The sequence below is a fragment of the Peptacetobacter sp. AB845 genome (genome assembly GCF_047528295.1).
GTDB lineage: Bacteria > Bacillota > Clostridia > Peptostreptococcales > Peptostreptococcaceae > Peptacetobacter.
In genome coordinates this window covers 2,103,062-2,118,975 of the sequence record NZ_CP180001.1, presented here as the reverse complement: position 1 = coordinate 2,118,975, position 15,914 = coordinate 2,103,062, and the positions used below count along the sequence as shown (strand labels likewise).

At 28.6% G+C, this 15,914-nt stretch carries 10 protein-coding genes; all 10 read left to right on the top strand.

Annotated features, from left to right (window positions below; translation table 11 throughout):
* The first annotated feature begins 267 nt into the window (after positions 1–267).
* Positions 268–4,524 (top strand): acyl-CoA dehydratase activase-related protein, encoded by a 4,257-nt coding sequence (locus tag ACK2WO_RS10045; RefSeq protein ID WP_414697734.1) that lies wholly within the window; start codon positions 268–270, stop codon positions 4,522–4,524.
* Between the two features lie 75 nt (positions 4,525–4,599).
* Positions 4,600–4,968 carry a C-GCAxxG-C-C family (seleno)protein gene (locus ACK2WO_RS10040; RefSeq protein WP_040410213.1) on the top strand — a complete coding sequence of 123 codons (369 nt, stop codon included), beginning with the start codon at positions 4,600–4,602 and terminating at the stop codon, positions 4,966–4,968.
* A gap of 136 nt (positions 4,969–5,104) precedes the next feature.
* The gene (locus ACK2WO_RS10035) at positions 5,105–5,821 is read left to right on the top strand and encodes a LytTR family DNA-binding domain-containing protein (RefSeq protein ID WP_330000287.1); all 717 of its coding nucleotides are present in this window, start codon (positions 5,105–5,107) and stop codon (positions 5,819–5,821) included.
* Positions 5,821–6,144 (top strand): hypothetical protein, encoded by a 324-nt coding sequence (locus ACK2WO_RS10030; RefSeq protein ID WP_414697733.1) that lies wholly within the window; start codon positions 5,821–5,823, stop codon positions 6,142–6,144. The genes ACK2WO_RS10035 and ACK2WO_RS10030 overlap by 1 nt, the downstream gene beginning before the upstream one ends.
* 328 nt (positions 6,145–6,472) lie before the next feature.
* Positions 6,473–7,267: an ATP-binding protein gene (locus ACK2WO_RS10025; protein ID WP_414697732.1), complete on the top strand. Its 795-nt coding sequence runs from the start codon at positions 6,473–6,475 to the stop codon at positions 7,265–7,267.
* A gap of 237 nt (positions 7,268–7,504) precedes the next feature.
* The gene (locus tag ACK2WO_RS10020) at positions 7,505–10,108 is read left to right on the top strand and encodes an FtsX-like permease family protein (RefSeq protein ID WP_414697731.1); all 2,604 of its coding nucleotides are present in this window, start codon (positions 7,505–7,507) and stop codon (positions 10,106–10,108) included.
* A gap of 13 nt (positions 10,109–10,121) precedes the next feature.
* The gene (locus tag ACK2WO_RS10015) at positions 10,122–11,366 is read left to right on the top strand and encodes a radical SAM/SPASM domain-containing protein (protein WP_201416990.1); all 1,245 of its coding nucleotides are present in this window, start codon (positions 10,122–10,124) and stop codon (positions 11,364–11,366) included.
* A 276-nt stretch (positions 11,367–11,642) separates the two neighbouring features.
* Complete coding sequence (locus ACK2WO_RS10010; protein ID WP_006439175.1) at positions 11,643–11,819, top strand: hypothetical protein; 177 nt, start codon at positions 11,643–11,645, stop codon at positions 11,817–11,819.
* 100 nt (positions 11,820–11,919) lie between these two features.
* A complete protein-coding gene (locus ACK2WO_RS10005) occupies positions 11,920–14,529 on the top strand; it encodes an FtsX-like permease family protein (RefSeq protein ID WP_414697730.1) in 2,610 nt (869 codons plus the stop codon).
* Positions 14,530–14,615: 86 nt separating this feature from the next.
* Complete coding sequence (locus tag ACK2WO_RS10000) at positions 14,616–15,911, top strand: radical SAM protein (RefSeq protein ID WP_414697729.1); 1,296 nt, start codon at positions 14,616–14,618, stop codon at positions 15,909–15,911.
* The last annotated feature ends 3 nt before the right edge of the window (positions 15,912–15,914 follow it).

Sequence of the window (15,914 nt, the reverse complement as noted above, 5' to 3'; positions counted from 1 at the left end):
ATAAAAGTTTATACTTTAATAGATAGAGCCTTAGATTTCTAAGGTTCTATCTTATTTTTTTAACAAAAATGCCTCCATTTACGGAGGCTATTTTTATAAAATAGTATAAAATAGATAGATTAAAAAATAAGAAAAATTATTGAGAATTGTAATTAATTTAACGTGATAAAATTTTTTTAATGTGTTAAAATGTAAAGCATAGTAAAAGTTTAGTTTTCAATATTTTAGAGTATGTTGATGAGTAATTTTAAACAAGGAGGAAGAGCAATGGATAGTGAATATAAGGTTGGTGTTGATGTTGGCTCGACAACAGTTAAAATTGTTCTCCTTGACGGGGAAAACAATATACTATTTAAAAAATATCAGAGACATTATTCAGATGTCAAAAAATCTATAGTAGAGGTTTTAAACGATGTATATGAAATAATAGGAGATGCATTTGTAAAAATAATAATAACTGGTTCAGGTGGAATCGGAGTATCTAAAAAATTAGGTGTTAAATTTGTTCAAGAGGTTATATCTAGTACAAAATCTATAGAATACTACCATCCAGAAACAGATGTTGTAATCGAGCTAGGTGGAGAGGATGCCAAGGTTACATACATAACAGGGGGAATAGATCAGAGGATGAATGGTATCTGTGCAGGTGGTACTGGAGCGTTTATAGACCAGATGGCAACTCTTTTAAAAACTGATGCAGCAGGTCTAAATGAACTTGCTAAGGATTATGATACTATATATCCTATTGCATCGAGATGTGGTGTCTTTGCTAAAACAGATATACAGCCGCTTATAAACGATGGAGCTAAAAAAACTAACATAGCAATGAGTATATTTAACGCTGTAGTTGTTCAGACGGTAAGTGTACTATCTTGTGGTAGAAAAATAGAAGGGAATGTAGCTTTTTTAGGAGGGCCATTATACTTCCTATCAGAGTTAAGACAGGCATTTAAAAATGTATTAAACTTAGATGACGAAAATATAATATTCCCAGAAAATGCTCAGCTTTATATAGCTATAGGGGCTGCACTATTAGCAGAGGAAGAGAAAGAAGTATCTTTAAAATCAATATTAGATAAATTAAATTCAATAAAAACAATAGACGATGGGAATGTAAATTTATTAGAGCCTTTATTTAAAGATGAAGAGGATTATAATGAATTTTTAAAAAGACATAATATAAATAACGTTGAAAAATACGATATAAATAAATACAGTGGAAACTGTTTCCTTGGGATAGATGCAGGTTCTACAACTACAAAGGCTACCCTTATAGGAGAAAATGGTGAATTGTTATATTCATACTACTCTAGTAATGAAGGAAACCCTTTAAAAACAACTGTAAAAATAGTTAAAGAAATATACAGCTTATTACCAGAGAACTGCAAAATAGTAGCATCTACTTCGACGGGATACGGAGAAGCGCTTATAAAAAGAGCATTAAAACTAGATTTTGGTGAAATAGAAACTATAGCGCACTACAAAGCAGCTAAATTCTTTAATAAAGATGTAGACTTCATACTTGATATCGGTGGTCAGGATATGAAATGTCTAAAAATAAAAAATGGAGTAATAGAAAGTATAATATTAAATGAAGCTTGTTCTTCTGGATGTGGATCATTCCTAGAAACATTCGCAAAATCACTATCAATGGATATAAAAGAATTTGCGAAAGAGGGAATATATTCTAAAAAACCAGTAGACTTAGGTTCAAGATGTACAGTATTTATGAACTCTAGAGTAAAACAGGCTCAAAAAGAAGGTGCTGAGGTAGCCGATATATCTGCAGGACTTTCTTATTCAGTAATAAAAAATGCACTATTTAAAGTTATAAAAATGAAAGACCTAAATGAAATAGGAGAACACATAGTAGTACAGGGTGGAACATTCTACAATGACTTAGTGCTTAGAGCATTTGAAAAGATGATTGGCAAGGAAGTAATAAGACCAAACATTGCGGGGCTAATGGGAGCTTTTGGTGCAGCATTAGTTGCTAAAGAAAAATACAACCCAGAAAAACCTACAAAAATGCTTAAAGCAGATGAATTAGACTTACTTCACGTTCAGGCTGAAGTAACTAGATGTAAAGGATGCTCAAACCATTGCCTACTTACAATAAACAGATTCTCAGAAGATGAAGCATTTGTATCTGGAAATAGATGTGAAAGAGGAGAAGCTCTTTACAGCGGAGTACAAAATGACGCAGAAAAAGAATCTATAAACCTATATAAATATAAATACGATAGAGTATTCAACTACAAGCCTTTATCAGAAGAAGAAGCAAAACGTGGAGAAATAGGTATACCTAGAGTACTTAATATGTACGAAGATTACCCATTTTGGTTTACATTCTTCAATAATCTAGGATTTAGAGTTGTACTATCACCTAGATCATCTAAAAAGCTATACGAAAGAGGGATAACTAGTATAGCATCTGATACAGTTTGCTACCCAGCAAAACTAGTACATGGACATATAGAGTCTTTAATAGATAAGGGAATAAAAACAATATTCTATCCATGTGTAACAAATGAAAATAAAGAAGATAACACAGCAGACAACTACTACAACTGTCCTGTTGTCGTATCTTACTCAGAAGTAATAAAAAACAACGTCGATAGTATAAGAGAAAACAACATAACATACATAAAACCATTTATAAGCATAAACGACAAAGAAAAACTTAAAAAGAGAATGTATGAAGTATTATCTAAATACTACAGCGATATAACAGTTAAAGAAATAAATGAAGCTGTGGATAAAGCTACATCAGAAGAAAAATCATTCAAAGATGAAATGAGAGAACATGGTGAAAAGGCATTAGAATACCTTGATAGAACTGGCAAAAAGGGAATAGTACTATCAGGTAGACCATACCACATAGATCCTGAAATAAATCATGGTATGCCAGAACTAATAAACTCTCTAAACATGGCTGTTTTAACAGAGGATTCAATATCTCACCTAGCTAAAGTTGAAAGACCGTTAAGAGTAGTAGACCAGTGGGTTTACCATTCAAGACTTTACAAAGCTGCTACATTTGTAAGAGAGCATGACAACCTTGAACTTGTACAGTTAAACTCATTTGGATGTGGACTTGATGCTGTAACAACAGACCAGGTAAAAGAAATACTAGATGAAAAAGATAAGATATACACTCTTCTAAAAATCGACGAGGGTAATAACTTAGGTGCAGCAAAAATAAGAATAAGATCTCTAAAAGCTGCGATGGAAGAAAGAGAAGCAAATGGAATAAAATCTAGTGAAATAGAACCAAAGAAAATACAATACGCTAAAAATAATAAAATAACTAAAGAAAGAACAATACTAGCTCCTCAAATGGCTCCAATGCAGTTTGACTTTATTGAAGCTGCTATGAACCAGAGTGGTATAAAAGTAGAAATACTAAAAGACTACAGTCAAGATATCATAGAAGAAGGGCTTAAATATGTAAACAACGATGCTTGTTTCCCTGCGATAATAGTTGTAGGTCAGCTTATACACGCATTAAAATCTGGAAAATATGATTTAGAAAACACATCTGTCGCAATTACTCAAACAGGTGGTGGATGTAGAGCGACAAATTACATAGGATTTTTAAGAAAAGGACTTCATGATGCAGGATTTGGAAATATACCAGTTATTGCACTTAGTGTAAACGGTATAGAACGGAGCGGTATCAAAGAAAGCATGAGTATAGCTATGGGACTAAGACTTCTAATGGGAGTTGTCTATGGTGACTTACTTATGAAAGTTGTTACAAGAGTTAGACCTTACGAAAAAGTAAAAGGAAGCACAAATGCACTTCATGAAAAATGGAAAAATAAATGTATAGAAGCTCTTAAAAAACCTAAGTTTAAAGAATTTAAACAGAATGTATACGATATAGTAGATGAATTTGATAATTTAGAGATAGTGGATGTTAAAAAGCCTAGAGTTGGATTAGTTGGGGAAATATTGGTTAAATTCCACCCTATAGCTAACAACGACTTAATAGGAATTCTTGAAAGAGAAGGAGCAGAAGCAGTAGTACCAGAACTTATGAACTTCTTCATGGCTTGTGCTCAGAACACTATATATAAACATAAAAACTTAGAAGGTAAAAAATCTACTGAATTTATGGGGAAATTATTCATAAAAATTGTAGAAAGATATCAGAGAGTTTACAATGATGCACTTACAAAGAGCAAAAGATTTAGTGGAATAAAACCGATTGGCGAAATGGCTAAGGACGTAGAAAGAGTAGTATCATCTGGAAATCAGACTGGAGAAGGTTGGCTACTACCTGCAGAAATGCTAGAGCTTATAGAAAATGGAGTAGACAATATAATCTGTATGCAGCCTTTTGGATGCTTACCTAACCACATAATAGGAAAGGGAGTTATAAAAGAAATGAAAAGACAATTCCCTAAGGCAAATATAATTCCAATAGACTACGATCCATCTGCAAGTGCTGTAAATCAGCTAAACAGAATAAAACTTATGCTTTCAAAAGCATTTACTGAAATCAAGCAGAGTAAATAAAACACACTTGATACTTACCTTTCCTTATAATATAATAAACTTTGGAAAAATTAAATTAGGGGAGAGGAAAGATAAATGAAACCATCAGAAATATATAAACAGGGATACAACTGTGCTGAATCACTTATAATAGCATATAACGAAGAATTTAACGCATCTATACCAGTAAGATTATGTACTGCTCTTGGCGGTGGATGTGGTGTTGGAAGCATATGTGGTGCTGTAAATGCAGCTGCTATAATAATCGGTGAAGTAAAAGGTAGAGATGACTCTACTGGGGATAAAATGATAGCAAAGAGATACGTTCAGGCATTTATGAAAGAAATAAATGGTAGATACGGAACACATATGTGCAAAGAATTAAAAGCAAACAAAGTTACTTGTGCTGAAATAATGGATGTAAGCTACGAAGTTGTTAAAGAAGTTTTAAAACAGGATTTATAAAATCGAATAAAGAATTGAGGGACTATTGCAATGATTTGCGGTAGTCCCTTTTTAAATAGTCTTTTACAAAAATAGTTTTATGTTACAATAGTAATGTAATTAAATAAGTATTAAAGGTTATGTGTGAGGTAATGAAATGGTAACAATTGGAATTTGTGATGATGAGTTAGATGTTAGAGATGCGATAAGAGAGTCTGTGATAGAAAGTATGAAGGAAGATAGTACAGAGTATGAGATAAGAGAGTTTTGTAAGGGTGAGGATGTTATAAAATATATATCATCTGATAATGAGATAGATATACTGTTTTTAGATATACAGATGGATGGATTAGATGGTATGGAAACAGCTCGTAAGCTTAGAGAGTATGATAGAACGACAGAGATACTTTTTGTAACGTCTATCGAAAATAAGATAAGTGAAGCTTTTGAAGTGAGGGCGTTTAGATTTATTAAAAAGCCCGTGCAGCATGAGGTTATAGAAAAGAATCTAAAAGAATGTGTAATAGAAATAGCGAGAAAGAGGGGTTGTTTCTTAAAGATAAAAACAGAAACAGGATTTAGAAAAATATATAGTAGAGATATTGTGTATATAGAGGTTCTCAATAGAATGGTAAAAATATACTCAAAAGAGGGCAATTTTGAATATAGAGGAACTTTAAAAGAAATAATGGATAATCTTGAAAAGCAGCTATTTGTACAATGCCATAGAAGCTATGTTGTAAATATAATATACATAAAAGAAATAGGAAACAAGGATATTATTATGAAGGATGGATCTATTGTTCCAATAAGTAGAAGCAAGTATAAAGAAGTGATGAATAGATACTTCTGGTCAGTAGGTGAGGATGTATAATGAGTGATATATTATTAGCGGAAATTATAAGATTGGTGAGTATAGTTTTATCTATCAGTATAGTTAATTTTGTAGTTGGATATAGGAAAAACTGTGATATAGATAAATGGAAGAACATAGCTATTCAATCAGTTATAGTAGTGATTATATTTATCATATCAAAATACATTGATGTAATGAATTTATCTATCATATATAACGAAAAAACAAATTATATAGAGAATTACTTTAGTCTATTTTCTATTATCAAAAATTTTGATTTTTCAATAATAAACTTAATCTGGATTACAGTAAACATAGTTATAATAGTTAGTATGAGTTAGTATGACCTTGATATACAATAAAATATATAAAGTTGAATGGAATAAATTTATATTTTTATATATTCTATCTGGACAATATACAAGTATATTTGCAGATATTATTATACCAAGAATATTATTTGCAATTCAAACTGGTAAAAGTTTATCAGATAATATAGTTCATAATTTAAATATACACGATTGGAATATATTTAATATAGAGGTATTAGCAATCTTATTTTTAGTATGTATATTAATTATTATTTTTATTAAGATTATAAATAAAATTTTAAAAAATAAAATATATGTATACGCATCATACATTATTCTTGTAAATAGTGTATTTATAATGCTAAAAATATTAGTAAGATTTGCAGAAATGCACGGTCCATTTCAAATTGAACAATATTTAATTATTATGGAAGTAGTACCACAATTAGCAATAATAGCCATTACAGTAACTATTTATATAGTTATTGAGATCAAAAAAGAAAACGAGGAAAGAATAAAAGAAAAACAGGCATACAATAGACTAGAAACTAAAAATGATTATTATGAAAAAGTTGAAGAATCTCAAAATCAAATAAGAAGATTATACCATGATATGAATAATCATCTATACAATATACAGATGATGAATAAAAGCTCAGAAGATGCGTCAGATTATATAGTAAGCTTACAAAATGAGCTAAAAGAAGCTCGTAAAACTAGAGTAAGCGGAAACTCTCTTTTTGATATAATTGTAGACGAAAAAATGAATATTTGCAAAAATAAAGGGATAGAGTTTGATATTGATGTTGACTCTAAAAACACAGGATTTATTAAAAATATGGATATGTCTAGTATATTAGCAAATATATTGGATAATGCTATAGAAGCCTGTGATAAAATGACAAGCAATAAAAAATATATAAAACTAACTTCTATGTGGGCAGATGATATGTTTGTAATAATCTGTGAAAATAGCAAAGAAAATGAGGTTAAAAAGATTGGAGATAGATTTATAACTGATAAGCTTAATAAATCTGAGCATGGAATAGGAATAAAAAGCGTCGAAAAATCTGTAAAAAATTATGATGGGAATATGATGATATTCTGCGACGATAATTTGTTTAAAGTTAAAATAATGATTCCTAAGAGATAAAATTTAATATAGAGTTTATAAATTTGAGAGTGTATACATTATGAAAATGATGTATACGCTCTTATTTTTTTGTTTGTAAAGATAAATTTTTACCGTTAAGGACGTTTTTTCTACCACTCGGGACAAATTGAGTATTTTTCAGATAAAAAATGTTATTCTATAAGCAAGAAAAAGTAATTACTTAAATAAAAAGATAATAATTATTATTTTGATTAATCAGGATAAAGGGGTGATATTATGAAAAAAATATATAGAAAACTTTCTTTACAATATATAAAAAAGAATAAATCAAGAAGTCTTATGATGCTTATTATGATAATAGCTACAGTAGCATTTATGATTTCTATAGACATGATAGATATATCTAGAGCATATGATAAAGCAGAAGTATATAAAAGAACGTATGGAGATTATCATTGTGAGTATGTAGATATAAGTAAAGAAAAAATGCAAAAAGTTGCTAAAGATAAAAGAGTAGGATATAACGATAATGTACAAAACTTAGGATATTTAATAAATAATAATAATGGAACTAGAGTTGAATTAAAATCATTTAATGGAGAAAATGATAATTCAATGAAATATTTCGATAGAAAAGGTCAAATTCTTAAAGGCAAAATACCTAAAAATAACAACGAAATAATAATAGATGAAATAAGTGTTAAAAACTTAGGTATAGAAGGAAATCCAATAGGAAAGAAAATATCTTTTGAACTTAGAAAAAGCTATAATCTTCCTAATGGAGAGGAAAAATTATATTCTGAAAGGAAAACTTTCAAAGTAGTTGGTGTGGTAAAAAGAGTATATTCAGGACTTAATTCAGAAATAACAGGTGCAGAACAAGAAAGAGGGATTAGTTATACATATGGAGATTTTAATGGACAAAACATAATACCACAGGAAGCATTAACATATGACATAATATTAAGATATGCTAATGTAAAAGAAGAAAAAGCCTCAAGTTTAGTGGAAAAGGTATCCGCTACTTATAATCTTGGAAGAATGGCATTTTACCCAAATGGAAATTATTTAGCAGCTTTAAGTGATGTTACATTTGCAAGAGAAATATCAAATACAAGAACAAGTAATTTAGTATTAATATTAACTGTTATACTTTTAGTATTTAATATGCTAAATATAATTTGGAGTGAATACTTAAAAGAAATAAGTATGTTAAGACTTATTGGAGCAAGAAAAAGGGATATAAGATTTATGGTAATATATCAATCTTTGCTACTTGCTGTAATAGGAATAGCTATAGGAGTTATAGTTGGAATTGGTATAACAGGAATAGGTGTTAATATACTTAAAGATAGTACTTTGGAAATAGCAAAAGTAAAACCAAAAATCCACATAGATTCAGGTGTAATGATAAAAACAATTATAATATCTGTTGTATCTATAGCATTAGCTACAATAGTTCCAGTTATAAAAATAGGAAGAGTAGGATGTATGGAAAGTATATCAAGTTCTTCAAAACATAAAAACAAAACTAAACAATCAAAAATAGGTAAATTTATACAGGATAAATTTGGTATTTACAGATATATGGGAGTAAGAAATCTTTGGCTTAAAAAAACTAGAACATTAATATCAATACTTACTGTTACACTTTGTGGATATTTAATTATGTACACATTTTCAGATATGGAAAATGAAGTAAATGATAAAATAAGGAGAATATACTATAAATATGATATAGAATCATCAATGGGTATAGCAAATGATCCAGAAACATATAAAATACCAGAAAATAAAATAGAAAAAATAAAAAATATGGATGCTGTGAAATGTGCAAATGCTAGATTCAATGGTGATGCAACCTTTATTGAAGATAAAAATAAAATAAATGACTACTATATAAAATACTTTGGAATAGATGGCAGTGAAAAAGTTGAATATCAAAATCATCTTAGATTTTTTGAAAATGATGATATAAAGAAAGTCGTAGAGCCATATATGTTAGATAATAAGACTACAAAAGATATAGAACAAAAAACAAATGGTTATATAAATGTAGCTGTATTTAATAGCTTTTATGATCCTACGACAACAGATACATATCATAAAATATATAAAAATCTAAAAGTAGGAGATATAATTACTCTTGGTGTAAAATGCCATAATGGAGATAAGATAGAAAAAAGAAATATAAAAGTTAGAGTAGGAGCTATTCTTAAAGATGATTGGCAGTCTTATGGAGATGCTCTTCAACCTTCAGGATTAGAGATAATAACATCTGATGATAATATGAAAGAATTGCTAGGATTTAAAGCATATAATAATCTAATTGTAGATTATAAGGATATAAATAATGTAGAAGAAAATAGAAAAGTAGAAAAATATGTTAAAGAAAATATACCTGCATCATTGAGTATAAAACAAGGATTTTATAATCAACAAAAGGAAGCAATGTCGCAAATATACAGAGAAAGCATTATAAATATAACTTTAGTACTTATGATTGCAGCTATAAGTATATTCTGTACAGTTAAATCTAATATTATGGAAAGAAGAAAAGAAATATTTACAATGAGAGCATTGGGAATGTCTGCTAAGGATATGAATAGTATGAATATGTATGAAGCTGTAACATACGCAGTATTAAGTATAATATCTGGAATAGCATTGGCAACATACAAACTTGTAAAATATGTTGAGTGGAACAATAATACTTATACAGATTTTGGAATAGAACATTTTATGGACTTTAGATTCCCTTATCCACAGGCGATAATATTCACTGTTGTTACACTAGCGACTTGTATAATAGCAGTAAAATTAGCAAACAGAGATTTTAAGAATAAAGAAATATCAGATGGTATGAGAGATATAGACTAGAGGAGGAAGTGTTATGAGTGGTTATTTTTATAATAAAAAAGCAAATATAATGAAAAAAGACAACGCTGTTATAATATCCAACCAATATAGTGGAAAATGGATAAAAATTCCTCTTGTATGTTATGAAGTGATAGAAGAGTCAGTTGAAAAACAACTGGCTCTTGAAAAAATGATTGATTTATTTAGTGAAGATGACAAAGACTACTTTAGAAAAATAATAAAATCATTAGAAGATTTAGATCTAGTAACAGATAATCCAAATGAAGAAATATATTATGGAATGGTTCCAAAAGTTTCAATAGCGATAACTAATAAATGTAACCTAAATTGTTGCTATTGTTGCAAAGAATCAAACATAAATCGGGAAGAAAGAATGAATTTGGAAGAACTAAAAAAAGTTGTAGACAATGTATTAAAATTAAACCCAATCAATCTTACAATATCAGGGGGAGAGCCACTTGTAAGAAAAGACTTTGTTGAGTTTATAGAATATATAAAATCAAAATACGACGAAAAGCTCATACTAAGCACAAATGCTACGCTAATAGATGAAAAAATGGCTAAATTTATAAGTGATAATTTTTACGCAGTAGAGATTAGCCTTGATGGATATGACGAAGAAACTTGTTCAGAAATAAGGGGAAAAGGTGTATTCAACAAGGTTATGAAGGCTATTGGATATCTTAAAGATAATGGTTGCGATAAGATAAGTATATCTATGGTAATGGGAAAATACAACGAAGGATATAAACAAAAGTTTGAAGAATTAAATGAAAAAATAGGTACAAAAGCGAGAATAAGATACTTCTGTAAATTTGGAAGAGGATTTAGTGGATGTGAAAAGTATGTTGAAAATGATGAGGTATTCTACACTCCTCAAGATTTATATACTTTAGATGAAAATAGCTATGACAATATAAATACAGGACATTGTAATGCTGGAAGAAATAGTATATTTATAGCAGACGATGGATATGTGTACTCTTGTCCAAATATAACAGATGATAAATTTAAGACATTTAATATATTAGATATGGACTTAGAAACAGAGGAAAAATTATATAAAAAGGATTTTGAAGGATTTAAAAACTTTGAAAACTTAGATCTAAAAAATCAGACTCGTTGCAGAGATTGTTCAGTAAATGCTTTTTGTAATACTTGCCCAGCGAAAAATCGGTTACTATATGAAAATGAAAAAGCATTTGAAAAATACTGTGAATTTAATAAAAAGCATTTGGAAAATATATTGTGGAAGTAGAATTTTACCATTCAGGTCATTTTTTCTACCATTCACACCAAATCTATTGTTTTTAATAATTAAAAATGTTATTTTAAAGACAAGAAGAGATAAGAAATTTAAATAAAAATTTCTTAAATTCGATATATTAGCTGAATTAAAGAAAATTGAAAATAGCAGCCTGTACACAGAATAAAATGAAAAAAGATAATAATAGAGTTTGGCAGAGGATACTATTTGAGACTCTACTTTAGTTTGGTTTTATATATAAATATTAAAACTTAGGAGGAACAAAAAATGTCTGAAGCAAAAGAAATTAAAAAAATAAAAATACAGGAAAAAATAGAATTAAAAGAGATAGAAGTGCAAGGAGATCAGTGTAAAAATAATGCTGGTGTATCTTGTAAGTATGACTGCTGTGAAGATTGTAAAACTAATGGTAAACCATCTTCATATCAATCATCAAAATATTAGATAGTAGAATATTGAAAAATAAAAATTAAATAAAAAAATTATATAAAAGGGAGATTTAATTTAATCTCCCTTTTGTATAAAAAGAAGGGAGGAAAATATTGTGAAAATATATAGAAAACTATCAGCTCTATATATGAAAAAGAATAAATCAAGAACGTTAATGATGTTCATAATGGTGATAGCTACAGTTGCATTTATGATTTCTATAGATATGATTAAAGTTTCTCAAACATATAATAGAATGGAAGCCTTTAAACTAGCTTATGGCGATTATCATAGTGAGTATGTAGATATTAGCAAAGAAAAATTGGAAAAAGTAGCAAATGATAATAGAGTGGAGTACAGGGATACTGTACAAAACTTAGGTTTTTTAATAAATAAAGATAATGGAACAATAGGAGAATTAAAATCATTTGATGGAGAAAATGATAATTCTAAAAATTATTTTGATAGAAAAGCACAGGTTCTCAAAGGAGAAGAACCTAAAAATAATAATGAAATAGTATTAGATGAAGAATGTATAAAAAATTTTGGAATAGTTGGAAGTCCAATAGGGCAGACAGTATCTTTAGAGCTTAGAAAAGAATATACTCTACCTAGTGGTGAGAAAAAATTATACTTAGAAAATAAGAAGTTTAAGGTAGTTGGAATAGTAAAAAGAACTTACAAAGATATAAAAAATATGAGTAGTAGTACAAATGTTGGAGCTGAACAAAAGAGAGGTATAGCTTATACATATGGAGATTTTAATGGACAGAGCATAATACCAAAAGAAGCATTGACATATGATATAATACTTAGATTTAAAGGAAATGAACTAGTTGCTAGCAATAAAATGGAGCAATTAGTAAATGATTATAGCTTAGGAAGAATGACTATAAATCCAAATTCAAATTATTTATCAGAATTACTTTCTATAAAAGATTTAAAAAGTGTAAAAGAGATAAATCCAAATAATATAGTTTTAATAATAACAGTTATACTTTTAGTATTTAACATGATGAATATAATCTGGAGTGAGTATCTTAGAGAGATAAGTATGCTAAGACTTATTGGAGCAAGAAAGAGAGATATAAGATTTATGGTTGTTTATCAATCTGTACTTCTTGCTGCATTTGGAACAATTATAGGAATTGTATTGGGACTTGGTATAACAAAATTAGGATTAGTTTCGTTTAAAGATGAAGTATTAGATGCAGTAGGAATTAGTCCTAGTATACATATTGATCAAGATGTAATTATGAAAACTATAAAGGTAGCGGTGTCAGCTATAGTATTAGCTACAATAGTTCCAGTTATAAAAATTGGTAAAATAGGTTGTATGGAAGCTATATCTAATGCTACAAAGCACAAAAAAAGAGAAAAACAATCTAAAATAGGTAAGCTTATTCAAGATAAATTTGGAATATTTAGATATATGGGAATTAGAAATCTTTGGATTAAAAAGACTAGAACTTTTGTATCAATACTTACAATAACACTTTGTGGATATTTAATAATATATACTTTTTCTGGTATGCAAAATGAAGTAAATGATAAAATAAGAAGAATATACTATAAGAATGATATAACAGTATGTGGTGGAATTGCAAACGATGAAGAAATATTTAAAATAGATGATAATAAAATAGATAAAATAAAAAATATGCAAGGTGTAAAATCAGTTAAAAGCACATATGAAGATACATCAACATTTGTGACAGATAAGAAAAATATTGAAAAAGCATTTATAGGCTATTACGGTTTAGAAGGTGATGGAAAAATAGAAACTGAAAATTATCTTAGATTTTATGATAATGAAGATTTAAAAAAATATGTTGAACCATATATGCTAGATGGAAAAACTTCTAAAGAGTTAGAAACAAAAACTGATGGATATATAAATGTGGCTGTGTACAATAGTTTTTATGATATGATGAAAACTCATACTCAGAAAAAGATATTTAAAGATTTAAAACAAGGGGATATAATCAACCTAAATGTAAAGTATCATAATGGTGATAAAATAGAAAAAAGAAGTGTAAAGGTTAGAGTGGCAGCTATTATCAAGGCAGATTGGCAAGCTTACGGAGATATAATAAGACCATACAAGTTTGAGGTTATAACATCTGAAGATAATATGAAAGAACTTTTAGGATTTAAGGCATATAATAATCTTGCTGTAGACTATAAAGATATGGAGAATATAGAAGCAAATAGCAAAGTAGAAGAATATGTAACACAAAATATACCTGGAAGCATAACTTTAAAAACAGGTTTTGTAAATACTCAAAATCAAGAAATGAAAAATATATTCAGAGAAAGTGTTATAAATATAACGTTAGTGCTTATGATTGCAGCGATAAGTATATTCTGTACAGTTAAATCTAACTTAATGGAAAGAAGAAAAGAAATGTTTACAATGAGAGCATTGGGAATGTCTGCTAAGGATATGAATAGTATGAATATGTGGGAATCAATGACGTATGCTTTTTTAAGTGTAATATCTGGAATAGCATTAGCTACATATGAACTTTTCAAATTTGTTGAGTGGAATAATAACGCATATACAAACTTTGGAATAGAGCATTTTATGGACTTTACGTTCCCGTACCCACAAGTGGCGATATTTGCTATAGTTACTTTGGTTACTTGTATAATAGCAGTAAAACTAGCAAACAGAGATTTCAAGAATAGAGAAATATCAGATGGTATGAGAGATATAGATTAGATAGTAAAGAATAAAAATAATTAATATGTGGGATAGTTTTTGCTATCCCCATATATTAAATAAAAATCATAAAGAAGGTGATTACTTTGAAGTTTAGAGAAGAAATAATTAAATTTAAAGACAAAGAATTGATAATAAAAGAAAGAAACAACAGAGTACTTATGTACAACACAAGATTTAAAAGACATATAATTCAAAGTAAAGAAGTATACTCATATATAAAAAAGGCAGAAGAAATGGGACTTACAGTAGAAGAATTTGTCAATATGTTTGAAGGTTCAGACAAGGAATATATAAAAGACCTTATGATAAACATGGGAAAAGCAGGTATACTTGAATCATCAATAAGTGAAGATTTTTATAAAAATATGAATAATAGATTTAAAGCTATATATTTGGCAGCAACGCATAAGTGTAATTTAGCTTGTAGACATTGTTGTACAAATTGCAACTCTACAGAAAAAGATATACTAACTACAGAAGATGTAAAATCCATTATGGATTTTGTAGCTGAACTAGAACCGTATGAGTTTATAATAACAGGTGGAGAGCCTATGATAAGAAGCGATTTTGAAGAGTGTGTTCATTACTTTAAAGAAAAAGACTGTAAAACAGAACTAGTTCTTTCTACAAATGCAACTCTTATAGATGAATCTAATGTAGACTTTATAGTAAATCATTTTAATAGAGTAGAAATAAGTATAGATGGAGTAGATGAAGAAACTTGTGGATTAGTTAGGGGAAGAGGAGTATTCAATAAAATAATGAGATCTATAGTATTACTTCATACTAGAGGATTTAGAAATATAAGAACGTCTATGGTTGTTGGAGATAAGAATAAACACCTTGAAGAAAAATTTTATGCTTTAAACGAAAGAATAGGAACAAAAGGAATGGTTAGATGCTTTGAGCCAGAAGGTAGGGGAGTAGAAAATGCTTCATACTTTATATCGGAGGAAACTATACTTCCATTTGGACTTACAGAATTAGATAAATTAAGTTTTGAAAAAGATAAAGATAATCTAAAATCATGTTCTTGTGATATGTATAAGTCAAAAATGTTTATAGATTATGATGGAAATATGTATCCATGTCAATCTTTGATAAAACCAGAGTATTCTTATGGAAGTGCATTAGATAAAGATACTAGAATGAGTGTGCTTGATTTTGATTATGATTTATCTGATAGTAAACTAGCAGCTAGACTACAAAATATAATGCCGTATAATTTTGAAAAATGTAAGGATTGTGATGTAAATGTGTTTTGCTTTTTCTGTCCTGCACTAGTAGATAAGTTGTTAGATAATGAAGATTGTCCTGACTATGAAAAATGGTGTTCTATAATGAAACCACAATTAAATAGAATAGTATGGGGGGAATAAAAA